This is a genomic window from Nocardia sp. BMG111209 (assembly GCF_000381925.1).
Taxonomy (GTDB): Bacteria; Actinomycetota; Actinomycetes; order Mycobacteriales; family Mycobacteriaceae; genus Nocardia.
The window spans coordinates 4301457-4324654 of the sequence record NZ_KB907307.1 but is presented as its reverse complement, the minus strand read 5'-3'; the positions used below and the strand labels follow the sequence as shown (position 1 = coordinate 4324654).

Here is a 23198-nt window from a genome sequence, read left to right as displayed (position 1 = left end):
AGCCAAGCTGGCACCGAGCTCTCACATGAAGGATGTGCCGGGTGCCCACGAGCAGTACCAATACCCAGACCGAACGAACCGTGATGCGCCGCGCCGACGGTAGCCCGATCAGTGTTCTCGTCGTCGACGACGAGCCCATGCTGGCGGAGATGTTGTGCATGGCATTGCGGTACGAGGGCTGGGAGTCCGCGAGCGCCGGTGACGGACGATCGGCGATCTCGAAGGCCCGGGATCTGCGGCCCGACGTCGTGGTGCTGGATGTCATGCTGCCGGATATGACCGGGCTGGATGTGCTGCTGCGGTTGCGCAAGCACATCCCGCATCTGCCGGTGCTGCTGCTCACCGCCAAGGATTCGGTCGAGGACCGGATCGCTGGGCTGACCGCGGGCGGCGACGACTACGTCACCAAGCCGTTCAGCATCGAGGAGGTCGTGCTGCGGCTGCGGGCGTTGCTGCGGCGGACCGGCATCAGCGGCCGCGACGCCGGCGCGCAACTCGTGGTCGGCGATCTGGTGCTGGACGAGGACAGTCACGAGGTGACCCGCGACGGTGAGCCGATCCAGCTCACCTCCACCGAATTCGAACTGCTGCGATTCTTCATGCGCAATCCGAAGCGGGTGCTCAGCAAGGCTCAGATCCTGGACCGGGTGTGGAGTTACGACTTCGGTGGCCGCTCGAACATCGTGGAGTTGTATGTGTCCTATCTACGCAAGAAGATCGACAACGGCCGCGAGCCGATGATCCACACGCTGCGCGGATCCGGCTATGTGCTCAAGCCGGCCGGCTGAGTTCTCGCGCCGCTTCCGGCTCTGGCGGCCCTGGTCGCTGCGGCTGCGCCTGCTGATCGGGCAGGTACTGCTGCTGGTCGCCGTGGTGACCGGGGTCGGCGCGGTGACCGAGATCGCGTTGCAGCAGTTCCTCGTTCATCAACTCGATGTGCAGCTGTACGACCTGCAGAATCCGTCGCTGATGGATGTCGGCGGCGGTCCCCGGCTGGGACCGCGGCCCACCGAACTGCCGTGGCCTCCGGCGCCGGCCGCGGAGACGCAGACCGCGACGGTCGCACCGGCCGGGCCGGCGTCGCCGGCACCGGACACCGCCGAGGGTTCGGAGCCGGCCGCGCCGCCGGGCGGGGTGATCCGGCAGCCTCCGCTCGTCGGCGGGGATTACGACAACGGGCGGCCGCTGCCCCCGGATCCGCCCGGTGGACGGTCCGATGATCAGGCGAACGTGCCGCCGCCGGGAAATTCGCCGCCGGGGCGGGGCGGTAATGCCGGGAACGGTAACGGCGGTGGTTCCGGGAACGGCTCCGGCAATGGCGGTGGTTCGGGGAACGGTGGTGGTTCCGGCAACGGCGGCGGTTCCGGGAACGGTGACGGCGACGGGAACGGTTCCGGCAGTGGTGGTTCCGGGAACGGGGGCTCCGGGAACGGCGGCGGTTCCGGCGGTGGTGGTTCCGGGAACGGGGGCTCCGGGAACGGCGGCGGTTCCGGCGGTTCGGGCAACGGCGGGGGCTCCGGGCTCGGGACAGGAAGCAATCCCGGCCAGACAGGACCGGGCCTCGGCCCCGGCGGATTCGGATCCGTGCCGGGTGGCGGCCACGGCATGCCGGGTGGCGGTATGCGGGGGATCATCGCCGGTTCACCGGCCCCGGCCCGCACCGTGCCCGCCCAGGTGTCCCCGGACCCGAAGCCCGCGAATCAGCCTGTGCGCAGCGGTAATTCGGGCCCGTCCTTCCTGCATCGGGGTGGCATCCAATCCGGTTCGGTCGGCGCGATCCTCGACCACGGCATCGTCACCGCCGCGGGCCGCATCGGCGTCGACGGCACCCAGAGCGATCTGTCCGCCGCCGCGAAACGGCAACTCGCGCAGATGCCCGCCGACAGCGTGCCGATGACCGTGAGCCTCGACGGCGCCGGTCGCTACCGGATCATCGCCGACCCCACCTGGGACGGCACGGTGGTCGTCACCGGTCTGCCGATGGCCGGTGTGGACGCGATCCTGATGCGCGCGCTACTGGTGACCGTGGTCGTCACCGCGGTCGCGCTGAGTATCTCGATCACCCTCGGCGTCTGGCTGATCAGCCGGTCGCTGAACCCCCTGACCCGGGTCGCGGTGACCGCGTCGAAAGTCGCGGACCTGCAGCTGGATCGCGGTGAGGTGGCGCTGCCGGTACGGGTACCGAACGGTGACGCCGATCCGGCCACCGAGGTCGGCCGGCTCGGCGCCGCGGTGAACCGGATGCTCGATCACATCGCCGACGCGCTGTCGTCGCGGCACGCCAGCGAGACCCGTGTCCGGCAGTTCCTCGCCGACGCCAGCCACGAACTGCGTACCCCGCTGGCCGCCATCCGCGGCTATACCGAACTGGCACAACGGGATCGGCGCGACATGTCGGCTCAGGCCGCGGATGCGATGGACCGGGTCGACGCCGCCGCCCGCCGGATGTCGGCGCTGGTCGAGGACATGCTGCTGTTGGCGCGGCTGGATTCCGGCCGATCCCTGGAATGCGGTCCGGTGGATCTGTCCCAGCTCACCGTCGACGCCATCAGCGATGCCCACATCGCCGGTCGCGGGCATCGCTGGGATCTGGATCTGCCCGACGAGCCGGTGGTGGTGGCCGGCGACGGCGCCCGGCTGCATCAGGTGCTGTCGAATCTGCTGACCAACGCGCGCGTGCACACCCCGCCGGGGACCACGGTCACGGTATCGCTGGACTTCGCGGGCGACGGTGCGGTGTGGCGGGTGTGCGACGACGGTCCGGGCATTCCGGAGCATCTGCAACCCGAGGTGTTCGAGCGTTTCGCCCGCGGTGACTCGTCGCGGTCCCGCCAGGCCGGCAGTACCGGACTGGGGCTGGCCATCGTCGCGGCGGTGGTGAAGGCCCACGGCGGCACCATCGCCGTCGACAGTGTGCCCGGCGCTACGGCCTTCACCGTCCGGTTGCCCGGACAGGCGGGATCACCGGATTCGAATTGACCGGGGCTCACAGGGAACGCACAGCTTCGGCGCAGCCCGGTGGCACGAATCGTCCGCAGGATCGTGGATGTGACGACGACTGTATTGGAACCTGTGGCTCCGCCCGCCCGGTCGCCGCGGCCGGTGCGGGATCGGACGGCGATGTGGCGGCGGCTCTCGGTGACCGCGCTGCTCCTGGCTACCGCGGTGCTGTATCTGTGGGACCTCGGCGCCGGCGGCTGGGCCAACCAGTTCTACGCCGCGGCGGTGCAGGCGGGGTCGACGAGCTGGAAGGCCATGCTGTTCGGCTCCAGTGACGCGGCCGACGCGATCACCGTGGACAAGACCCCCGGCGCGCTGTGGGTGATGGATCTCTCGGCGCGCCTGTTCGGCTTCAACGCGTGGAGTCTGCTGGTGCCGCAGGCCCTGGAGGGCGTCGCGGCGGTGGCCGTCCTGTACGCCGCGGTGCGCCGGGTCGGCGGGCACGGCGCCGGGCTGCTCGCCGGCGCGATACTGGCCCTGACACCCGTGTCGGCGTTGATGTTCCGCTACGACAATCCGGATTCGCTGCTGGTGCTGATGCTCACGGTGGCGGCCTACTGCGTGCTGCGGGCGGTCGAGAAGGACGCCGCCGCATGGTGGTTACCGCTGGCCGGTGCGGCGGTCGGCTTCGCCTTCCTCGCCAAGATGATGCAGGCCTTCCTGGTGCTGCCGGCCTTCGCCGCCGCGTATCTGCTTGCGGCACACGGTGGTTGGGGTAAGCGGATGTGGCGCTCGGCGACCGCGCTGGCGGCGCTGGTGGTGTCGGCGGGGTGGTATCTACTGCTGGTGGCGCTGTGGCCCGCGAGCTCGCGGCCGTATATCGGCGGCTCCCAGCACAACAGCGTGCTCGAATTGGCGCTGGGTTACAACGGCGTCGGCCGCATCACCGGCAACGAGACCGGCGGATTGGGCAACACGAACTTCGACGTCGGCTGGGACCGGCTGTTCGGTGACGAGATGGGCGGCGACATCGCCTGGCTGATCCCGGCGGCGCTGATCCTGGGTGTGGCCGGACTGTGGGTGCTGCGCAAGGCGCCTCGCACCGACGTCGCGCGGGCGGCGCTGGTGCTGTGGCTGGGCTGGCTGCTCGTCACCGGCGCGGTCTTCAGCTACGCCAACGGAATTCTGCATCCCTACTACACCGTCGCGCTGGCACCGGCCGTCGGCGGCGCGGTGGGTGTGGGTGCGTACCTGATGTGGCAGCGCCGCAACGATATTCGTGCGACCGCCGTACTGTCGGGCACGCTGGTGGTGACGGTGGTGCTGGCCGACGTCCTGCTGCGCCGTACCCCGCAATGGAATTCGTGGCTGATGCCGGTGGTGACCATCGCGGGAGTCGCCGCGGCGGTGGCGGTGCTGTTCGCCGGACGGCTGCCGCGGGTGGTGGCGGCGATCGCGGTCCTGCTGGCCGTCGGCGCGGCGCTGGCCGGCCCCGCGGCCTACTCGATCGCGACAGCGGCGACGACCCACGGCGGTCCGATCCCGTCGGCGGGCCCGGGTGGCTTCGGCTTCGGCGGCCGGCACGGCCCGCCCGGTGGCGGCAATCGGAACGGCAACTCCGGCAAGGCTTTCGGTGGTTCGCGCACCGGCGGTGGTACGCCGGGTGTACCCGGCGGCCCGAATTCCGGCGGTGGTGCGCCGGGTGCGTCCGGCATCGGTGCGACCAGCAACGGCACAACCGGGCCCGGTGGACCGGGCGGGCCGATGGGCGGCATGTTCGGATCCGACAAGGCGAACACGCAGGTGGTCGCGGCGCTGGAAGCGAATGCGGGCGACTACACCTGGGTCGCGGCCACGGCGGGCTCCAACAACGCCGCCACCTATCAGCTGGCGACCCGTGATCCGGTCATGGCGATCGGCGGTTACAACGCCACCGATCCCGCCCCCACCCTGGATCAGTTCCGGAACTACGTGGCGCAGCACAGGATTCACTACTACATCGACGGATCGGTGATGGGTGGTATGCGCGGCGCGAACAGCGGCGGCAGCACCGAGTCGACGGAGATCGCCGCCTGGGTGAAGGCCAACTTCACCGCGCAGACGATCGACGGCGTCACGATCTACGACCTCACCACGGGGTCCTGACCGGCCGGACGAAAATACGGCGGCCCCGGAAGCGCGATGCTTCCGGGGCCACTGTGTGTGCGAGCGGATGACGGGATTCGAACCCGCGACCCTCACCTTGGCAAGGTGATGCGCTACCAACTGCGCTACATCCGCATGTCGCCTTCCGGCAACGAGAAAGAACGATAGCCCAAGCGCGAGTGAAACCGCGAATCACCAGGTCGCGCTGGTTCCCAGCGAACTCTCGGCGCGGACAAATCTCGGCCGTAACCGGCGGGCCGACGATGGAGTGGACGCAGGAGAGGACCTGATATGACGCTCATCGAAACCCCCGTGCGGCGGGCCCGTCCCGCCGATCCGGCACCCCCGCGACCGACCCGGCCGCGCCACCGATGGTTCTTCGGACCACCCGATCAGCCGCGCTGGGCACGGCCCGGATTGTTCGGCCTGCTGGTCGCGACCGCGACGCTGTATCTGGTCGGTCTCACCCGAAACGGTTGGGGCAACGACTATTACGCGGCCGCGGTGCAGGCCGGGACGAAGAGCTGGAAGGCGCTGCTGTTCGGTGCGCTGGACGCCGGCGACTCCATCACCGTCGACAAGCCGCCCGCGGCGCTGTGGGTGATGGGCCTGTCGGGCAGGCTGTTCGGATTCGGCTCCTTCGCCATGCTGCTGCCCGAGGCGCTGATGGGGGTGACCTCCGTCGCGCTGGTGTACGCGACCGTGCGCCGCTGGAACGGACCTGCCGCGGGCTTGCTGGCCGGTAGCCTGTTGGCGCTGACTCCGGTGGCGGCGTTGATGTTCCGGTTCAACAATCCGGATGCGCTGCTGGTGTTCCTGCTGTGCGCCGCCGCGTACTGCACCGTGCGGGCCACCGAGACCGGCAGCGGCCGCTGGCTGGCGCTGACCGGCGTGGCGCTGGGCTTCGGATTTCTGGCGAAGATGATGCAGGCGTTCCTGGTGCTGCCCGCCTTCGGCCTGGTGTTCCTGCTCGCCGCGCCGACCGGCCTGCGGCGGCGGGTGTTCGCCCTGGCGGGTGCGGTGCTCGCGCTGGTGGTGTCCGCCGGCTGGTTCGTCGCGCTGGTCGAACTGTGGCCGTCCGCGTCGCGGCCCTATATCGGTGGTTCCACCAGCAACAGCCTGTGGGAACTGGCGATGGACTACAACGGTCTCGGCCGGGTGTTCGGCGGATCGGGCAATCACGGCGGCGGTGGCGGTGGTGGCGGCAGTTTCGGCGGCGCCACCGGTCCGACCCGCCTGTTCGCCGACCAGATCGGTACCGAGATCTCCTGGCTGCTGCCCGCGGCGCTGATCGGCCTGGTGGCCGGGCTGTGGTTCACCCGCCGCGACCCGCGCACCGGACGCACCCGGGCCGCGCTGCTGCTGTGGGGCGGCTGGCTGATGGTCACCATGGTGGTGTTCAGCTACATGCAGGGCACGATGCACCCCTACTACACGGTCGCGCTGGCGCCGGCCATCGCCGCGGTGCTGGGTGTCGGCCTGACCGAATTGTGGCGTGGCCGTGCGACTCTCGGCGCGCGGGTGGTACTGGGCGCGATGCTCGCGGCCACCGGGATCTGGAACTGGGTGCTGCTGGACCGCACCCCGGACTGGTATCCGGCGCTGCGCTGGATCGTGCTGATCGGCGCGATCGTGGTCGCCGCGGTGACCATCGTGGGACTGCATCAGCTGGGCCGGTTGACGGTGATCGTGGCCGCGGCCGGACTGCTGTTCGGGCTGGCGGGATCGACCGCCTACACGATCGAGACGGTGGCGACCGCGCACACCGGCTCGATGCCCTCCTCGGGACCGAGCACCGGCCACGGCTTCGGCGGACCCGGCGGAATGGGTGCGCCGGGGGGTGGCACGGCACCCGGCGGTGGCAGCTCGAATGGTCCGGGCTCGAACAACGCAGGCACCGACAACGCCGCCGCCGACGGTTCGACCGGCACCGGTGCGAGTCGCGGCGGCTTCGGTGGCCCCGGCGGCAGCACCGACAACGCCGCCGTCGAGCAGTTGCTGACGAATTCCGGCGGGTTCCGCTGGGCGGCCGCCACCATCAGCGCTCAGTCCGCGGCGGGGCTGGAGCTGAACACCGGCGCCTCGGTGATGGCGATCGGCGGTTTCACCGGCAGCGACGCCTCGCCGACGCTGGCACAGTTCCAGCAGTACGTGGCCGACGGTGACGTCCACTACTTCGTCGCGGGCGGCGGCATGGGCCCCGGCGGTGGGTCGGGAGTGGCGTCCCAGATCACGGCGTGGGTGCAGCAGCACTACTCGGCGACCACGGTCGGCGGGACCGCGGTCTACGACCTGACCGCGCCGGCCTCCTGACGGCCGACGACACGAGGCCCGGCGCTCCGCGAGGAAGCGCCGGGCCTCTGGCTGTGGCGAGAATCAGAAAGGCAGCGGAATCCAGGTACCGAACAGCGAGAAACCGTGTCCCGGCTGACCCTGCGGCTGCAACTGCGGTGCCTGCTGGCTCGGCTGACCCGGCTGCGCCTGGCCCTGCTGCTGCGACTGACCCTGCTGAGCCTGCTGGCTCTGCTGGTCCTGCTGCTGGTTCGGTGACGACTGCTCCGCGTTCGGATCGGCGACGGCGATGCCCGCCCCCATCCCCAGCGCCGCCATCGCCACTCCACCGGCCAGGGCGGTTCGGGCAAGCGTCGACTTCACCTTCATGCACACGCTCCTCTTCATCGGTAGGACGTTCACAGCTACTTATGAGCTAGATGCCGATTGTGCCGATCCGAGCGGCATATGCCCATCGACTCGCCGAAGCGCTGGTAGCCGACGTAGCGATCTGCGTCACAAAAAGGTAACGGAAGGTGCTAGATTGCCGAATACTTGCCAGAGAGTGCCGGTCGAGGCTCGGTCCGCCGGTGCGTCCAAACGTCACACCGCACGGGTCGATTTTTCCGCCTCCGGAGTGTCAGCCGCGGCGTGTTGAAGTGAAAGGTCGACGAACGGATGCAGATGGGGAATTTCGACTCCACTCGGCGGCGGAAGCTGCCGAGAGTACGAGCCTGGGTATACGCGCTGGTGCTGGCGATGCTGGTCCCGGTGACCACGGCGCTGGTCGGATCGGGCACGGCCCTGATCGGCGCGGGTACCGCCGCGGCCGCCCTCGATCCGGACGGATTCGACTTCTACGTCGACTCCAGCATGGGTCCGATCAAGTCCCGGATCTTCCGGGCCGCGGACGGCAACACCAGCCGGGTGGTCTACGCGCTCGACGGTATGCGGGCCCGCGAGGACCTGAGCGGCTGGGAGATCAACACCGAGATCGCCCGCACGCTGACCGCCGCGAATATCAACGTCGTCATGCCGATCGGCGGCCAGTCCAGCTTCTACACCGACTGGAACGCGCCGAGCAGCTTCTTCGGCACCGGCTCCGGCAGCGGCTCGTCCGGTGGTTCGGGCAACGGCTCCTCCTCGGGGTCGTCGTCGGGCTCCGGCGGCCTGCAGGTGCTGGCCAACACCGGACCGGGCAAGTCCTACACCTACAAGTGGGAGACCTTCCTCACCCAGGACCTGCGCAACGCGCTGCGGGACCGGCTCGGCTTCGCCGCCGCCCGCAACGGCATCTTCGGCCTGTCCATGGGCGGCAGCGCCGCGCTGACCCTGGCGGCCTACCACCCGGACCAGTTCAGCTACGCCGGATCGTTCTCCGGCTACCTCAACCTGTCCGCACCCGGTATGCGGGATGCGATCCGGACCGCGATGATCGACGCCGGCGGCTACAACGTCGACTCGATGGCCCCGCCGTGGGACAAGAAGTGGCTGCGCATGGATCCGTTCGTCTTCGCACCGCAGCTGATCCACAACGGCACCCGAATGTGGGTGTCCGCGGCCAGCGGCCTGCCCGCCGCCGGTGACGGCCCGAACCTGAACACCGTCAACGGTATGGGCCTGGAGGCGCTGGCGCTGGTGAACACCCGCGCGTTCCAGGTGCGGATGGGCACCCTGGGCGGCTCGAACATCACCTACGACTTCCCGGCCGCCGGAATCCACGAGTGGAACAACTGGGCGGGTGAGGTCAACCGGATGGTGCCGGACCTGTCCGCGAACATCGGCTGATCACCCCGGCGCATCCGCCCGTCGCACCATCCGGTGGGTCGGGCGGATACGCGGCGCGATCCCCCTGCTGTCGTGCGGGTCGACGCGGTCGACGCACCTGCTCGTATCCGCGGACGGCGACATGTCCGAAGCAGAGCTCATACGCGGAGTATGTGAGATGACTCTGCGTAGGTCAATGCTGGACCGATGAGTATGCTTGACCCGTGTCGAACGTGAAGAGTCGTCGCGAGCTGTACTCCGAGGCCACCCGGGAAGCACTGCTCGACGAGGCCACCCGGTTGTTTGCCGAGAAGGGTTTCGCCGGTACCTCGCTCGACGAGATCGCGACCGCCGGCCTGCTGACCCGTGGTGCCGTCTATCACCATTTCGCAAGTAAGAAGGCGCTTTTCGAGGCGGTGCTGGATCGGCTGGGTACCGCGGTGGTGCAGCGCGTGACCCTGGTGGCGGCACAGTTCCCGGAGCCGGTGGTGGCCGCGACGGCCGCGCTCGACGCATTCCTCACCGAATCGTGCGATCCGGTGTACGGCAAGCTGGTCTGGCAGGAGGGTCCGCTGGCGCTGGGCTGGGAGGGCTGGCGCCGATGCGAGCACGAACATTCCTACGCCCTGGTCGAGGCGTTCGTACTCGCGTTGATGAACAACGGATATCTCGAGCGCCGGGCGGAGACCACCACGATCCGGTTGTTCTACGAGATGATCGGTGGCGCGGGCCTGGTGATCGCGGAGGCGGACCCGGCCGAGAAGGAACGGGTCCGCGCGGAATGTTCGGACGTGATGCTCCGGCTGCTGGGTGGGCTGCGCCGGACGGAGTGACGGGCGGGCCGCGCCGATCCCGGCCACCGGCGGATCACGGAATCCGGCTCGGCGGGTTTGCAGAATGGCTGTGGCGCAACGTGTTTCGCGACAGGTTCAGCCGTGTACGGTACTGTTTCCGGTAGGAGACAGGAGCTGCCGTGGTGAGCCGTTGGTTTTCGTTGTTCGTCTTCGTCTGGCTGATCCTCGGCCTCGTCGCCGCGCTCCAGCGCGGATATCTGACCCATCCGTCCGACAACTGCGCGGATTTCGCGACCGTCCTGCTGAATGTGGTAGCGGGACCGTTGAACTACATCGGCATCCACCCGAAGATGTCGGAATGCGTGCTGCCGCAACCGAGTCCGTAACAGTCTCGATTCCTTTGTGCTGAAACGCTTTTCGCAAACTATTGCGGAAGGCCCACGGCGGCCCGCATGGCGGCCCGTCCGCGTTCGGCCGCGTCGGGCTCGTCGAGCAGCTGGATCTCCTGGTTGACGGCCATCGAGATGCCGATGAGCACGGTCGCGGCCTCGTCCGGCGAGCGGTGCGCGGATTCGACTCGGGCGGCGGCGATTTCGCCGGACAGCCGGGAACGCCAGGTGGTGACCGCGGTGCGCAGGTGATCCCGCAGCGGTCCCGGCCGGCCGTCGAATTCGGTCGAGGCGGCGGTGACGAAACAGCCGCCGGGGAACGGACAGTCGGCGAGATAGCCGATCCACGCGTCGATCAGCCGGGCCAGCCGGTCTGGACCCGCCGGCAGTCCCGCCACCGGTTCGATCACCGCCGCCCGGAAGATTCCGCCCGCGCGGTCGAGCGCCTCGATCTGCAACTGCTCACGGGAGCCGAACGGGCCGACGATCCCGGACTTGCTCATGCCGAGCCCGTCGGCCAGGGTGCCGATGGTCAGCCCCTCCAGCCCGACCCGCGACGCCTCCGCGACGGCGTATCCGACGATCCGGTCGCGGGTGCGGGCGGCCTCGGCGAGGGAATGGCGGGGTGACATGGCTCCACTATAGCGTTCGATCGTTCGCTAATGTTAGATGGAGAACGACCGTACGCTATTTCTCCGAAGGTGGACCATGACTGCCCTGCTGCGACTCGACGCGACCGCCCTGGCCCTGATCGCCCACGATGTGGCGATGCTCACCGAGGCCGAACTCGACCGGCCGACCCCCTGTACCGGCTGGAACGTCGCGGATCTGCTGCGGCACATGAACGAGCGGCACGAGGCCGTCACCACCGCGATATTCGCCGATACCGCCGACGACGCCGCGGATCCCCGGGACGGATTCGCCCGTGTGGGCGGGCGCTGGCTGGCCGCCATGGAACGCACCGGTGACACCGTGCCGCTGCCGGACCGCGGCGCCGTGCCGGTCGATCGCGTGCTGTCGATCCATGTCGTCGACATGCTCGTCCATCGCTGGGACATCGCCCGCGCGCTGGATCGTCCCTGTCCCGTACCGGACCGGCTCACCGCCGCGGCGTTGCCGATGGCCCGTGTCGCGACCGCTGCGGGAAGTCCGCTCAACGGTCCGGACGGTGTCTACGCGGCGCGGCTGGCCGAGGATCCCGACCGCCCCGCGATGGACAACATCGCCGCACTCCTCGGCCGCGATCCGCGGTGGAGTGCGGTGACCGTCTAGCGGCCGAGGACGCGCTGGAACAGGTTCTTACCTGGGCCCGCCGCCGGGTGGCCGGGGCACCACTGCTCGGCCGGGACGGCGGCCCGGACCTGGTCGACGTGCTGGCCGCAACCGGCCCAGGTGGTCTTGCCACAGGTGGTGCAGGGAACGGGTTGGCACATGGAGATGAATCCTCTCGGCTCGGTCGGGGCGTCGCCCGCACTCGTCCCAGCCTGCCACGTCACCACGGACGAACGCGACGAACACCACGCCGGACCGGCCGATCACATGCCCTTGCACTCGATCAGCGGCGGCGGATACGACGGCGCCGCCATGGGTGCGCGCCACGGCCGGTGCACCGCGTCGTCGGGGACATCGGCCAGCTCCGGGATCCACCGGCGGACATACGCACCCTCGGGATCGTGCCGCTGTGCCTGCAGGATCGGATTGAGCACCCGGTTGGGCCGGGTGTCGGTTCCGGTGCCGGCGACCCACTGCCAGTTCAACTGGTTGTTGGCGACATCGGCGTCGACCAGCCAGTGCAGGAAATGCCGCGCGCCGACCCGCCAATCCACGCCCAGGGATTTGGTCAGGAAGCTGGCCGCGATCAACCGGGCGCGACCCGGCATCCATCCCTCGGCCCGCAATTGCCGCAGGCCCGCGTCGACCACGGGATATCCGGTGCGGCCCTCGCACCAGGCCGCCACGGCCGTGGGATCGGCGCGCCACCGGACATCGCGCGGCCGGTAGTCGTGCCAGGCCACCTCGGGCCGCGCGGAGAGCACCTGGTGATGGAAGTCACGCCAGGCCAGCTGCCGGACGAACGCCTCCGCGCCGGGCTGCGCGGTGTCGGCCCGGGACACGATCTCCGTCGCCGACAGGCAGCCGAAGTGCAGATACGGCGACAGATGCGAGGTGGCGTCGGCGCCCAGCTCGTCGTTGCGGGTGTCGTACTCCTCGATCGGGCCCGCCAGCCAGCGGTTCAGCAGTTTGCGACCGGTCGCCTCGCCGCCGACCCGGAGGCCGGGCGAACTGCCCTCGGCGCCGTCCGCGAAATCGGGCAGCGGATCCGACGGTATGCGCGGCACCACCAGGTCGTGCGGCGGCCGCATCGGTTTGCGCAGCGGGATCTCCTGCCACCGCCGGTAGTACGGGGTGAAGACGGCGAAATGATCCCGGCCCGTCGCCGGGGACAGGTCCGCGCGGTCCACGGCGGTGATCGACGAGCCGTGGGTGTGCAGCAGGCAGTTGCGCTCCTCCAGCCGTTCCCGCAACCGCTGCTCGCGGTGCCGGGAGTACCGGCTGACATCGATGGCGATGTGCACGCTCTCCGCATGCGCCTCCGCGGCGACCTGGTCGACCACGTCCACGACGTCGCCGTGCCGGACCACCAGGTGGCCGCCGTGCGCTCGCAGCCCCTCGTCGAGTTCGGCCAGCGCGGCGGCGAGGAATCGCATCCGGTTGGGTGCGGCGGCGGTGCGCTCGATCAATTCGTCGTCGACGACGAACAGCGGGACCACGGCGGCGCCCTCCCTGCATGCCGCCGCCAGCATCGGATTGTCGTGCACCCGCAGATCGCGGGTGAACAGGGCGATGGTCACGCACATCGACGTACTTCCTTCCGGGATTCGTTGTGCGGCCGGGGCGGGTGATCATGACGCGGATCCCGTCTCGCCGACGCGGTGCGGCCCGTGCCTGGACTCGACACCTCTGCTCCACCATAGCGCACTATCGATGCACAAACGATGCGTCCGTTCGGGGAACCACATCACCGGCCCGCAGGCACAATGAAGGCATGCCCGCCGGTTCCGTCTCAGATCCACGCGCCGGGTACACCGTCGGCGCGGTAGCCGAGCGGCTCGGCGTCCCGACGGCGACGCTGCGCAGCTGGACCCAGCGCTACGGCATCGGCCCCTCCGGACATCAGCCGGGCCGACACCGCCTGTACACCGAGACCGATATCGCCGCGCTGGAGCGCATGCTGCAGCTGGTCCGCGCCGGGGTCAGCCCCGCCGGCGCCGCGGAGGCGGCCCGCGGTCCGCTACCGGTGGTCGGCGACCACACCGCCCTGCTGGCCGCCGGATTCGCGCTGGACGCCGAGACCGTGACCCGGTTGCTCATCGCACACCTGCGGGCCTACGGGGTGATCGACACCTGGGAGGGCTTGTGCCGCCCGGCATTCGGCGAGATCGTCGCCGAACAGGCCCGTGGCACAGGCTGTATCGATGTCGAGCACCTGCTGTCGTGGTGTATCGCGTCGGCGTTCCAGCAGACCTTCCCCGCGTCGCCGGCGCGCACGGCGGTGATCCTGGCCTGCACCAGCGGCGAAACCCATTCGCTGCCACTGGAAGCGCTGCGCGCCGCGCTGGCCGAACGGGAGGTCGCCGCGCTGATGCTCGGCGCGAACGTGCCCACCGAGGCGCTGCGCGACGCCCTCGGCCGCACACCCGGCCCGGCCGCCGTACTGCTGTGGTCCCAGCAGGAATCGACGGCCCTGGTCTCGGCGATCCGTGCCTGCACCGATACCGGCGCGCGGGTGCTGGTCGGTGGGCCGGGCTGGTCGACGGCGCTGCTGCCCGACGGTGTCCGGCCGGTGGGATCGCTGCTCGAGGCGGTCGAATATCTGCTCTGAAGCCGGTGCGGCTCAGTCGTTCTCGTGCCGGGTACGGCCGAACAGGTGGCGCAGGGCCGGTTCGAGTTCGGGGGTGCGGAACCGGTGGCCCGCGGCCTGCAACCGAACGGGCAGCACCCGCTGGCTCGCGGTGGCCAGTTCGGCGGCGCCCTCCTTGCCCAGCAACAGTTCCGGGCCGAAGGACGGTACCGGCAGGACGGCGGGCCGGTGCAGCACCCGGGCCAGGACCGCGGTGTACTCGGAATTCCGAACCGGGTGTGGCGCAACGGCATCCACCGGGCCGGACAGGGATTCGTCCCACAGCGCGCGGTGGTAGACGTCCACCAGATCATCGATACCGATCCAGGGCAGCCAACCGCGGCCGTCCCCGATGCGGCCGCCGAGCCCGGCGGTGAACAGCGGTCGCAGCAGGCGCAGGGTGCCGCCGCGGGGTGATTGCACGATGCCGGTCCGTACCGTGACGGTCCGGACATCTCCGGCGGCGCGGGTGGCGCGCTCCCAGCGCTGGACCACGTCGGCCACGAAACCCGAACCGGGGGAACTGGTTTCGTCCAGCGGCTCGTCACCGCGATCGGCGCCGTAATAGCCGACCGCCGACGCGCCGACGAACACCCGGACCCGGGCCTCGGCCGCGCGGGCGGCCAGCCGTTCGGTCGGGCCGATGCGGCTGTCGGCCACCGCGCGCTTGTGCGCCTCGGTGAACCGGCCCGCGATGGACGCCCCGGCCAGGTGGATCACCGCGTCGACGCCGTCCAGGAGATCGGGTGCCGGATCGGCCGGATCCCAGCGCCGCTGCCCGGGCCCGGCCGGCCCGCGCACCAGGCGGATGACGGTGTGCCCGCCGGTGGTCAGGAAGGCGGCCAGTGCCGTGCCGACCAGGCCGGACGCGCCGGTGATCGCGATCGTCGCCGGTCCGTAGCCGTGTTCGGCCGCGGCCCGATGAGCGGCCAGATCATCCGCGAGCTGCCGATGGCGGTAATCGAACATCGGCCGCAGCACCGCGGCGGGTACGGGTGTCTCGACGCGATCCGATACCCGGGTCCGGTCCGGGCCGAGTTCGTCGAATTCGTGGATGTGCCGCCAGGGCAGCAGTCCGGTGGGTGCGGAGGCGATGTCGCGCACCGTGATCCGGTCGGCGAAGCGATGCGGCGGGTCGTAGTCCGCCGCCAGATGTTGCGCCACCCACCGCAATCCGCCGGGCAGGCGTAACACCGCGACCCCGTCGGCGAGCGAATCCGCTTCGGACGCAACGGTAACCGGCTGCCAGGGTGGCGCCAGCCGGGTGAACGCGCCCGGCCGGGTGTGCCAGGCGAACACCTCCGCCCGAGGCTCCGCGACGACGCTGGAACATTCGATGCCCACGAGCCGACTCTAACGCCGATCGGCGCTCATGAGTCGATTCTGCATCGATGGATGCCGATTCTTGACGCGATTTCAGTCGAAGGTGCAATCCGGCACGGGCTTGCCGTCGAGCCGGTCGACGATGTAACCGATCGCGCCGTTGGTGCCGTACCCGTCGATCAGTTCGGGTCCGAAGTGATTGGGCAGCGTGAAGCCGGGCAGGATCGGCGGCAGATGGTTCGTCCGGAACGTGACGGTGGCGCCGCTGCCACACCAGTCGGTGGCCAGTTGCCGGGCCTGGCCGTACGGGACGGTGTCGTCGTTGATCCCGCTCGTGATCAGGACCGGCGCGGTGGGGGTGCGGTCGCCGATGCGCTGCTCGCGCAGGATCTCCATCGCCGCGGGGATATCGCTCAGTTCGTCGAGCATCGGCCGGTGGTCGACGGTGATGGCGGTGGTGTGCTGGAAGGGATGCTCCAGGATGACATCCCCGATGCACTCGCCCTGCAACTCCTCGAGCAGTGCGCGGCCCTCGGGGGTGACGCGCTTGTCGAGTTCGGGTTGCAGTTCCGGATAGCGGGCGAGGAATCCGTTGAGGGCGTAGCCGGTCACGCCGCCGATCAGATTGCCGTCGACCTGTCCGAGCACCGCGGCGAGGTCGGCGACCGGCGCCCCGGCCCACACGCCCTTCAGCGCGAGTTCGGGTGCGTACGAGGGCTGCAACTCCGCCGCCGCGGCGGTGGCCCCACCGCCCTGGGAGTACCCCCAGAACGCCAGCGGCGTCTCCGGTCCGGTGCCGGAGAGGTTGTCGGCGGCGCGTGCGGCGTCGAGGACGGCGTGCGCCTCCTCGGCCCGGTTGACGTAGGTGTGCACGCCGGGGGTCCCGAGTCCGATGTAGTCGGTCACGAACACCCTGGCACCCAGCGCGTTCCACGCCAGCGCGGACAACGCCTCCTGGTTCGCGGAGATACTCGGCGGCGTGATCTGTGCGTAGAGCCCGGTGGCGAAGGCCAGCGAGGGGGCGCACTGCCGGCCCTGCCCGACCGTGCCGGGTGCGACGACGATCGTGGGCCGCGGTCCGGTGCCCTGCCAGGGACGGGTCGCCTCGATGTAGGTGCCGCTGACCGCGACCGGTACGTCGTCCTGGGTGCGCGAGGTGTACATCACCTTCTGCGCGTTCAGCGGCCACGGCCCGATACCCGGGGGAGCGAGGAAGATCGGCATCGGCTCGGACTTGATGACGGATCCGGGGTCGGTCGCGAATTGTGCCGGGGGAGTGTAGAAGTCGTCGATCGGGGCCGCCTCGCCCGGTCCCGTCGACACACCGGTCAGCGCGGCGCCGGCGCAGGCGGCGACACCGAGGGTCAGCGTCCGGCGCAGGCGTGCCCGGCGTCGCCGGGTGGGCTTCGAGGTGCTGCTCACCGATCGTCCCGGCAGTCCGGTCATGTCACGTCGCTCCGTTGCGTCGATCGAATCCGCCTAAATTACTGGGCGGTAGGAATTGTCGTCAACATATCGCCGGGGCCATTCGGGTACCAAGCGGTTCGTTACATCCGACAATTCGTGGTCGGGCGATTGGTTGCGGGCCACAGTCGGGCGGCCGTGACGGGTCCGCGCATCCGGTGGCGGGCCGGTCGCCCGGCGCGGCACATCCGGCGGGTCATCGTCTGCCGCCGGACCTCGGAAGTCCGGATGAACCTACGCCGGCCCGGATCTTGCGGCGGGTGAAGTCCGGGAATGACTCCGGCGACGAATATCGCGCGCATCCGGTGAATGACTTCGCGGCGAATCCCGCGCAGGTGGGAATGCGGTGCGGTTGCCGATATTCCGTCATCGGCGCGAACGCGTCGGGCAAACTCCCTCGGTGACGAACGTTCGCGTTCATGGGAAGTGCTGAGCAGCAACGTCGTTGTTGCTGCTCGAGGCCACGTGCGCCCCCGGCAGGAATCGAACCTGCGACCTAGGGATTAGAAGGCCCTTGCTCTATCCAACTGAGCTACGGAGGCAGTGTGCAAACACCAAACCACCTTGCCGCGTCTGTGGCTTGGTTGTCCAGCGGGTTGATTATAGCGACCGTCCAGATCATTCCCCGCAGTTTGCGGGCGAACGTTCGGCATGTCAGCTGGGTCACACCCCGGAACGAATTCCGCGCGACCCACAGGGTCGGCCCCGGACCACCGAACTAGGCTGAATCGCATGTCGTCACCGCAGGACCCGTCCGCCGCACCTGAATCACAGGCCGTCCGGTCCGAGTCCGCGGCGAGCCTCCCGGTACTGACGGTCCTGGCACCGGCGCTGACCGCCCTGGTCGCACCCCTGGTCGTGGCGCTGTCGGCGGCTCAGGCGCTGACGTTGCTGGGTATCCCCGACCCCGGTCCGCTGACCACCTACGGGCTGCCCGCCGTGCGCGCGCTGGCCGATCTGGCCGGTGCCGTCGCGGTCGGATCGCTGTTGTTCGCCGCGTTCCTGACCCCACCGCAGGCCGACGGGCTGCTGGACGTGGCCGGTTTCCGGGCATTGCGGCGAGCCGGGGTGGCGGCGCTGGGCTGGGCGGGTGCGGCGGTGTTGCTGCTACCGCTGACCCTGTCGGACACCAGCGGGCAACCCCTGCGGAACACGTTGCGACCGGAGCAGATCTGGGATGCGATCCCGAAGGTGGCGGTCGCCGGATCGTGGCGGACGACGGCGATCATGGCGCTGCTGCTCGCGATCGGCTGCCGGTTGGCGCTGCGCTGGGGCTGGATGCCGGTGCTGTTCGGCTGGTCGCTGCTGTGCCTGATGCCGATCGCGCTGACCGGGCACTCCTCCGCCGGCGGCGCGCACGATCTCGCCACCAACAGCCTCATCCTGCATCTGGTCGGGGTCGCGGTCTGGGTGGGCGGCCTGTTCGCGGTGCTGGTCCACGCGCTGCGCGACGGCGCGCACACCGGGCTGGCGGCGCGGCGCTTCTCGGTGGTCGCGGTCTGCGCCTTCGTCACCGTGGCGGCCAGCGGCGTCGTCAACGCCTGGTTGCGGGTGCCGTTCGGAGATCTGTTCGGCACGACATACGGCCGGTTGGTGCTCGGTAAGGCCGCGGCGCTGGGTGTGCTGGGCGTCCTGGGATATCTGCAGCGGCGTCGCGCGATTCCCGCGCTCATCGCCGACGGCCGCGACCGGTCGGCGCTGATCCGCTACGCCGGGGTCGAGATACTGCTGTTCGCGGCGACGATCGGGCTCGCGGTCGGCCTGGGCCGTACCCCGCCGCCGGATCTGCGGCACGTTCCCGCGCCGGACGAGGTCGCCCTCGGCTATCACCTCGCCGGGCCGCCGGCGGTCACGCGGCTGCTGTTCGACTGGCGTTTCGATCTGATCTTCGGCACCCTCGCCCTGGTCCTGGCCGGGCTGTATCTGGCCGGGGTGCGGCGACTGCACGCCCGCGGCGACGCCTGGCCGATCGGCCGGACCGCCGCCTGGCTGTGCGGTTGCGCGGCGCTGCTCATCGCCACCAGTTCCGGGGTGGGCCGGTACGCGCCCGCGATGTTCAGCGTCCACATGTTGCAGCACATGCTGTTGTCCATGCTCAGTCCGATTCTGCTGGCGCTCGGCGGACCGGTGCTGCTGGCGTTGCGCGCGCTGCCGCCGGCCGGGCGGGACGGGCCACCGGGACCGCGCGAATGGGTGCTGGCCGCGGTGCACAATCCGGTGTCGCGGGTGCTGACCCAGCCGGTGGTGGCGACGGGGCTGTTCGTGATCGGTTTCTACGCGCTGTACCTGGGCGGGATCTTCGACTCCGTCGTGGGTGAGCACGGCGCTCACCTGCTGATGAATCTGCACTTCCTGCTGTCGGGTTACCTGTTCTACTGGGTGGTCGTCGGGATCGACCCGAAGCCGCGGCAGACGCAGCCGCTGATGAAGGTCGGCATGGTGTTCGGTTCGCTGCCGTTCCATGCCTTCTTCGGGGTGGCGCTGATGAGTATGACCACGGTGCTGGGCGGCTGGTTCTACCGTTCGCTCGGCCTGACCTGGAACAGTGACCTGCTCGGCGATCAGCGCACCGGCGGCGGCCTGGCCTGGGCGCTGGGCGAGGTGCCGCTGGTGGTGGTGATGCTGGCCCTGCTGACCCAGTGGTCGCGCAGCGACGAGCGGCTCGCGGTCCGCCTGGATCGGGCGGCCGACCGGGACCACGACGCCGATCTGGCCGCGCACAACGCGATGTTCGCGCAGCTGGCCGAGAATGATCGGGAGACCCACCGGTGACCGATGCGGCCGCCGAGCCGAAGGTGAAGCGGCTCTACCGTTCCGATGTCCGGGCCGCCCGGCTGCGGCTGGGCCGCCGGATGCGCGTGACGCCGGTGTTCCATACCGAGGTGGTCGGTCCGCACGGACCGCTGCCGGTGACCTTCAAACTCGAATATCTGCAGCACGGCGGCACCTTCAAGGTGCGCGGCAGCCTCAACGCCCTGCTGGAGGCGCGCGACGACCAGCGGCCGGTGGTGATCGCCTCCGGCGGCAACGCCGGGATCGCCGCCGCACTGGCCTGCGCGATGCAGCAGCGGCCCTGCACGGTGGTGGTGCCCGAATCGGCGCCGCACACCAAGGTGGCCGCCATGTGGGCCAACGGCGCGGAAGTGCAGTGGTTCGGCACGAACTACGCCGAGGCGTTCCGGCGCGCCACCGAGGTGGCGGTCGAGCGCGGGGCGTTGCAGTTGCACGCCTACGACCTGCCGGCGGTGGTCGCGGGCGCCGGGGTGGTGGGGCTCGAGATCGAGAATCAGGTGCGCGGCCGGCCGCCGGTGCTGGTGGCCGTGGGTGGTGGCGGGCTGGCCGCCGGGATCGCCGCGGCGCTGGGCCTGCGCGGCCGGGTGGTCGGGGTGGAGCCGAAGGGCGCGCCGACCCTGCACGCCGCACTGGCCGCCGGGCGGCCGGTGGACGTGCAGGTGTCGAGCATCGCGGCCGACGCGCTGGGCGCCACCCGGATCGGCAACATCGCCTTCGAGATCGCGCAGCGCTACCGCATCACCTCGACGCTGGTCGCCGACGACGCGATCGCGATGGCCCGCGAATATCTGTGGCGCGAATTCCGGATCGTGGTGGAACCGGCGGGTGCCGCGGCGCTCGCGGCGCTGCAGACCGGCGCGTACGTACCCGAGCCGGGGGAGCGGCCGGTCATCGTGCTGTGCGGGGCGAACACCGATCTCGGCACGCTGTAGACCGGTCCGGAACATCCGGTGTCCACATTCGAATTTTCATCCACATTCTGCGATCCGGCCTGGTGCGGGCCGGTGCCGCTGGGCAGGCTGGAGGAGTCCTGGTCACAGCGCATCGGTCGAGGGGTGGAGTCATGTACGAGGCGAACACGGTCATCGTCGGCAATGTGGTGACGCATCCGGTGCGGCGTACGCTGCCTGGTGGGGATCAGGTGGTCACGTTCCGGATGGCCAGCAACTCCCGTCGGCTCGATCGCATCAGCGGGCAATGGGTGGACAACGGCACTCTGTATCTCACCGTGAACTGCTGGCGGCGGCTCGGCGAGGGGGTGGACGGATCGATCCGCCGGGGCGATCCGATCATCGCGTACGGTCAGCTCCGGTCGCACGAGTACCGCACCAAGGACGGCGTGGAGCGCCACGATCTGGAGATGCGGGCCTCCGCGCTCGGCCCGGACCTGAGCCGGTGCCGCGCGACGGTTCGTCGTCGCAGTCCCGTCGGTCACCTCCCGGGGCCGTCCGTGGCGGAGCCGAGCCCGCCCGGCCCGCCCGCCGAGGCCCCGGTAGAAGCCCGATAACCAGGTATTTTTCCGCTGGGCGGGAGGCGGTGGCTCCGCCTCTTCACCCACATCCCGACACGGATAGGCTTTCGAACATGGCTGAGTTCATCTACCAAATGCGCAAGGTTCGCAAGGCGCACGGCGACAAGGTCGTTCTCGACGATGTGACCTTGAATTTCCTCCCCGGCGCCAAGATCGGCGTAGTCGGTCCGAACGGCGCCGGTAAATCGAGCGTGCTGAAGATCATGGCCGGACTGGACCAGCCGAACAACGGTGACGCATTCCTCGCCCCCGGCGCGACCGTCGGAATCCTCCAGCAGGAGCCGCCGCTGAACGAGGAGAAAACCGTTCGCGGCAATGTCGAGGAGGGCCTCGGCGAGATCAAGTTGAAGCTGGACCGCTTCAACGAGATCGCGGAACTCATGGCCACCGACTACTCCGACGAGCTCATGGACGAAATGGGCAAGTTGCAGGAGGACCTCGACCACGCCGATGCGTGGGATATGGACTCGCAGCTCGAGCAGGCCATGGACGCGCTGCGCTGCCCGCCTCCGGACGAGCCGGTCACCCAGCTCTCCGGTGGTGAGCGCCGCCGGGTGGCGCTGTGCAAGCTGCTGCTGAGCAAGCCGGACCTGCTGCTGCTCGACGAGCCGACCAACCACCTCGACGCGGAGAGTGTCAACTGGCTGGAACAGCATCTGGCCGCATATCAGGGCGCCGTGCTGGCCGTCACCCACGACCGGTACTTCCTCGACAATGTGGCCGGCTGGATCATGGAGCTCGACCGCGGCCGGGCCTATCCGTACGAGGGCAACTACTCCACCTATCTGGAGAAGAAGGCCGAGCGGCTCGAGGTCCAGGGCAAGAAGGACCAGAAGCTGCAGAAGCGGCTGAAGGAGGAGCTGGCCTGGGTGCGCTCCGGCGCCAAGGCCCGTCAGGCCAAGAACAAGGCCCGCCTCGGCCGTTACGAGGAGATGGCCGCGGAGGCCGAGAAGATGCGGAAGCTGGACTTCGAGGAGATCCAGATTCCGGCCGGGCCGCGACTGGGCAGTGTGGTGGTCGAGGTCGACCATCTGGACAAGGGCTTCGGCGACCGCCCCTTGATCAAGGATCTGTCGTTCACGTTGCCGCGCAACGGAATCGTCGGCGTGATCGGCCCCAACGGTGTCGGCAAGACCACGCTGTTCAAGACGATCGTCGGGCTGGAGTCGCCGGACAGCGGCACGGTCCGCATCGGCGACACGGTCAAGCTGAGCTACGTCGACCAGAACCGCGCGGGTATCGACCCAGCCAAGACGGTGTGGCAGGTGGTGTCCGACGGCCTCGACTACATCGAGGTCGGCAATCAGGAGATGCCTTCCCGCGCTTATGTTTCCGCGTTCGGCTTCAAGGGCCCGGATCAGCAGAAGCCGGCCGGGGTGCTCTCCGGTGGTGAGCGCAACCGGCTGAACCTGGCGATGACCCTCAAGCAGGGCGGAAACCTGATCCTGCTCGACGAGCCGACCAACGACCTCGACGTCGAGACCCTCGGCTCGCTGGAGAACGCGTTGGAGAAGTTCCCCGGCTGTGCCGTGGTCATCTCCCACGACCGGTGGTTCCTGGACCGCACCTGCACCCACATCCTGGCGTGGGAGGGCGACGACGCCAATCCGGCCGAGTGGTTCTGGTTCGAGGGCAACTTCGAGGCCTACGAGGCGAACAAGGTGGAGCGCCTGGGTGCCGAGGCGGCCCGGCCGCACCGGGTCACCCATCGCAAGCTGACCCGCGACTGATCGTCCGGGGGTTCGGACCGTTCCGGAGCGCCGACACGCTCCGGAACGGCCCCTTCGATTACCTGGCAGCAAACCGGTTATCGGCCGGTTACCATCAGGCGAATTGTGTTGTTCGTCATATGTCGGACGTGCGCCAAAGTCGTATCGGCG

The 23198-nt window shown here is 69.6% G+C and carries 19 protein-coding genes and 2 tRNA genes; 13 read left to right on the top strand and 8 right to left on the bottom strand.

The genetic code is table 11. The annotated features are described in order from the left end of the window. The first annotated feature begins 32 nt into the window (after positions 1–32). The 3 genes from G361_RS0119925 (at position 33) to G361_RS0119915 (ending at position 5085) form a co-directional block, all read left to right on the top strand. The gene (locus tag G361_RS0119925; RefSeq protein WP_019928868.1) at positions 33–788 is read left to right on the top strand and encodes a response regulator transcription factor; all 756 of its coding nucleotides are present in this window, start codon (positions 33–35) and stop codon (positions 786–788) included. Next, the gene (locus G361_RS51015) at positions 766–2979 is read left to right on the top strand and encodes a cell wall metabolism sensor histidine kinase WalK (RefSeq protein ID WP_052172684.1); all 2214 of its coding nucleotides are present in this window, start codon (positions 766–768) and stop codon (positions 2977–2979) included. The genes G361_RS0119925 and G361_RS51015 overlap by 23 nt, the downstream gene beginning before the upstream one ends. A gap of 141 nt (positions 2980–3120) precedes the next feature. Next, complete coding sequence (locus G361_RS0119915; RefSeq protein WP_019928867.1) at positions 3121–5085, top strand: glycosyltransferase family 39 protein; 1965 nt, start codon at positions 3121–3123, stop codon at positions 5083–5085. Between the two features lie 62 nt (positions 5086–5147). On the opposite strand, the gene G361_RS0119910 is transcribed toward G361_RS0119915, so the two are convergent. After that, positions 5148–5220 (bottom strand) — tRNA-Gly (locus G361_RS0119910). A 156-nt stretch (positions 5221–5376) separates the two neighbouring features. On the opposite strand from G361_RS0119910, the gene G361_RS0119905 reads away from it, so the two are divergent. After that, positions 5377–7398, top strand: coding sequence for a glycosyltransferase family 39 protein (locus G361_RS0119905; protein ID WP_019928866.1), 2022 nt, complete (start codon positions 5377–5379; stop codon positions 7396–7398). Positions 7399–7461: 63 nt separating this feature from the next. Here the strand turns inward: G361_RS0119905 and G361_RS48415 are convergent, their stop codons facing one another. Next, complete coding sequence (locus tag G361_RS48415; RefSeq protein ID WP_155981512.1) at positions 7462–7746, bottom strand: hypothetical protein; 285 nt, start codon at positions 7744–7746, stop codon at positions 7462–7464. A gap of 294 nt (positions 7747–8040) precedes the next feature. On the opposite strand from G361_RS48415, the gene G361_RS0119895 reads away from it, so the two are divergent. The 3 genes from G361_RS0119895 (at position 8041) to G361_RS0119880 (ending at position 10303) form a co-directional block, all read left to right on the top strand. Further along, entirely contained in the window at positions 8041–9144 is a 1104-nt protein-coding gene (locus G361_RS0119895; RefSeq protein ID WP_369797904.1) for an alpha/beta hydrolase, read from the top strand. 203 nt (positions 9145–9347) lie between these two features. Further along, complete coding sequence (locus G361_RS0119885; protein ID WP_019928862.1) at positions 9348–9956, top strand: TetR/AcrR family transcriptional regulator; 609 nt, start codon at positions 9348–9350, stop codon at positions 9954–9956. Between the two features lie 143 nt (positions 9957–10099). Further along, the gene (locus G361_RS0119880) at positions 10100–10303 is read left to right on the top strand and encodes a hypothetical protein (protein ID WP_026343268.1); all 204 of its coding nucleotides are present in this window, start codon (positions 10100–10102) and stop codon (positions 10301–10303) included. Between the two features lie 38 nt (positions 10304–10341). On the opposite strand, the gene G361_RS0119875 is transcribed toward G361_RS0119880, so the two are convergent. Further along, a complete protein-coding gene (locus tag G361_RS0119875) occupies positions 10342–10938 on the bottom strand; it encodes a TetR/AcrR family transcriptional regulator (RefSeq protein ID WP_019928860.1) in 597 nt (198 codons plus the stop codon). 76 nt (positions 10939–11014) lie between these two features. On the opposite strand from G361_RS0119875, the gene G361_RS0119870 reads away from it, so the two are divergent. Further along, positions 11015–11578, top strand: a complete 564-nt coding sequence (locus G361_RS0119870; protein WP_019928859.1) for a TIGR03086 family metal-binding protein — start codon at positions 11015–11017, stop codon at positions 11576–11578. Here G361_RS0119870 and G361_RS50430 read toward each other — a convergent pair. After that, positions 11575–11739 carry a hypothetical protein gene (locus tag G361_RS50430; protein ID WP_196814512.1) on the bottom strand — a complete coding sequence of 55 codons (165 nt, stop codon included), beginning with the start codon at positions 11737–11739 and terminating at the stop codon, positions 11575–11577. The two genes, G361_RS0119870 and G361_RS50430, sit on opposite strands and share 4 nt — an antisense overlap. A gap of 102 nt (positions 11740–11841) precedes the next feature. Next, positions 11842–13164 carry a deoxyribodipyrimidine photo-lyase gene (locus G361_RS0119860; protein WP_019928857.1) on the bottom strand — a complete coding sequence of 441 codons (1323 nt, stop codon included), beginning with the start codon at positions 13162–13164 and terminating at the stop codon, positions 11842–11844. 188 nt (positions 13165–13352) lie between these two features. Here G361_RS0119860 and G361_RS0119855 point away from each other — a divergent pair, with 188 nt between their 5' ends. Next, positions 13353–14189, top strand: a complete 837-nt coding sequence (locus tag G361_RS0119855; protein WP_019928856.1) for a MerR family transcriptional regulator — start codon at positions 13353–13355, stop codon at positions 14187–14189. Positions 14190–14201: 12 nt separating this feature from the next. Here the strand turns inward: G361_RS0119855 and G361_RS0119850 are convergent, their stop codons facing one another. The 3 genes from G361_RS0119850 to G361_RS0119835 all read right to left on the bottom strand — a co-directional run bounded on the left by G361_RS0119850 (position 14202) and on the right by G361_RS0119835 (position 17536). Next, entirely contained in the window at positions 14202–15551 is a 1350-nt protein-coding gene (locus G361_RS0119850; RefSeq protein WP_019928855.1) for a TIGR01777 family oxidoreductase, read from the bottom strand. Between the two features lie 72 nt (positions 15552–15623). After that, complete coding sequence (locus G361_RS0119845; protein WP_019928854.1) at positions 15624–16976, bottom strand: lipase family protein; 1353 nt, start codon at positions 16974–16976, stop codon at positions 15624–15626. 486 nt (positions 16977–17462) lie between these two features. Then, positions 17463–17536: transfer RNA gene (locus G361_RS0119835), tRNA-Arg, on the bottom strand. Positions 17537–17726: 190 nt separating this feature from the next. On the opposite strand from G361_RS0119835, the gene G361_RS0119830 reads away from it, so the two are divergent. From G361_RS0119830 to ettA, 4 genes are all read left to right on the top strand, one after another. Next, positions 17727–19766, top strand: a complete 2040-nt coding sequence (locus tag G361_RS0119830) for a cytochrome c oxidase assembly protein (protein WP_019928852.1) — start codon at positions 17727–17729, stop codon at positions 19764–19766. Continuing rightward, positions 19763–20719, top strand: coding sequence for a serine/threonine dehydratase (locus G361_RS0119825; RefSeq protein WP_019928851.1), 957 nt, complete (start codon positions 19763–19765; stop codon positions 20717–20719). The genes G361_RS0119830 and G361_RS0119825 overlap by 4 nt, the downstream gene beginning before the upstream one ends. A gap of 131 nt (positions 20720–20850) precedes the next feature. Continuing rightward, positions 20851–21294, top strand: coding sequence for a single-stranded DNA-binding protein (ssb, locus tag G361_RS0119820; protein ID WP_019928850.1), 444 nt, complete (start codon positions 20851–20853; stop codon positions 21292–21294). 77 nt (positions 21295–21371) lie between these two features. After that, positions 21372–23048: an energy-dependent translational throttle protein EttA gene (gene ettA, locus G361_RS0119815; RefSeq protein WP_026343265.1), complete on the top strand. Its 1677-nt coding sequence runs from the start codon at positions 21372–21374 to the stop codon at positions 23046–23048. Positions 23049–23198: the final 150 nt, after the last annotated feature.

What these genes read in the sequence shown, in the direction of transcription:
- G361_RS0119925 (WP_019928868.1), top strand. Translation starts at nt 33, where the DNA reads ATGTGCCGGGTGCCCACGAGCAGTACCAATACCCAGACCGAACGAACC.
- G361_RS51015 (WP_052172684.1), top strand. Translation starts at nt 766, where the DNA reads ATGTGCTCAAGCCGGCCGGCTGAGTTCTCGCGCCGCTTCCGGCTCTGG.
- G361_RS0119915 (WP_019928867.1), top strand. Translation starts at nt 3,121, where the DNA reads ATGTGGCGGCGGCTCTCGGTGACCGCGCTGCTCCTGGCTACCGCGGTG.
- G361_RS0119905 (WP_019928866.1), top strand. Translation starts at nt 5,377, where the DNA reads ATGACGCTCATCGAAACCCCCGTGCGGCGGGCCCGTCCCGCCGATCCG.
- G361_RS48415 (WP_155981512.1), bottom strand. Translation starts at nt 7,746, where the DNA reads ATGAAGGTGAAGTCGACGCTTGCCCGAACCGCCCTGGCCGGTGGAGTG.
- G361_RS0119895 (WP_369797904.1), top strand. Translation starts at nt 8,041, where the DNA reads ATGGGGAATTTCGACTCCACTCGGCGGCGGAAGCTGCCGAGAGTACGA.
- G361_RS0119875 (WP_019928860.1), bottom strand. Translation starts at nt 10,938, where the DNA reads ATGTCACCCCGCCATTCCCTCGCCGAGGCCGCCCGCACCCGCGACCGG.
- G361_RS0119870 (WP_019928859.1), top strand. Translation starts at nt 11,015, where the DNA reads ATGACTGCCCTGCTGCGACTCGACGCGACCGCCCTGGCCCTGATCGCC.
- G361_RS50430 (WP_196814512.1), bottom strand. Translation starts at nt 11,739, where the DNA reads ATGTGCCAACCCGTTCCCTGCACCACCTGTGGCAAGACCACCTGGGCC.
- G361_RS0119860 (WP_019928857.1), bottom strand. Translation starts at nt 13,164, where the DNA reads ATGTGCGTGACCATCGCCCTGTTCACCCGCGATCTGCGGGTGCACGAC.
- G361_RS0119855 (WP_019928856.1), top strand. Translation starts at nt 13,353, where the DNA reads ATGCCCGCCGGTTCCGTCTCAGATCCACGCGCCGGGTACACCGTCGGC.
- G361_RS0119845 (WP_019928854.1), bottom strand. Translation starts at nt 16,976, where the DNA reads ATGACCGGACTGCCGGGACGATCGGTGAGCAGCACCTCGAAGCCCACC.
- G361_RS0119830 (WP_019928852.1), top strand. Translation starts at nt 17,727, where the DNA reads ATGTCGTCACCGCAGGACCCGTCCGCCGCACCTGAATCACAGGCCGTC.
- ssb (WP_019928850.1), top strand. Translation starts at nt 20,851, where the DNA reads ATGTACGAGGCGAACACGGTCATCGTCGGCAATGTGGTGACGCATCCG.
- ettA (WP_026343265.1), top strand. Translation starts at nt 21,372, where the DNA reads ATGGCTGAGTTCATCTACCAAATGCGCAAGGTTCGCAAGGCGCACGGC.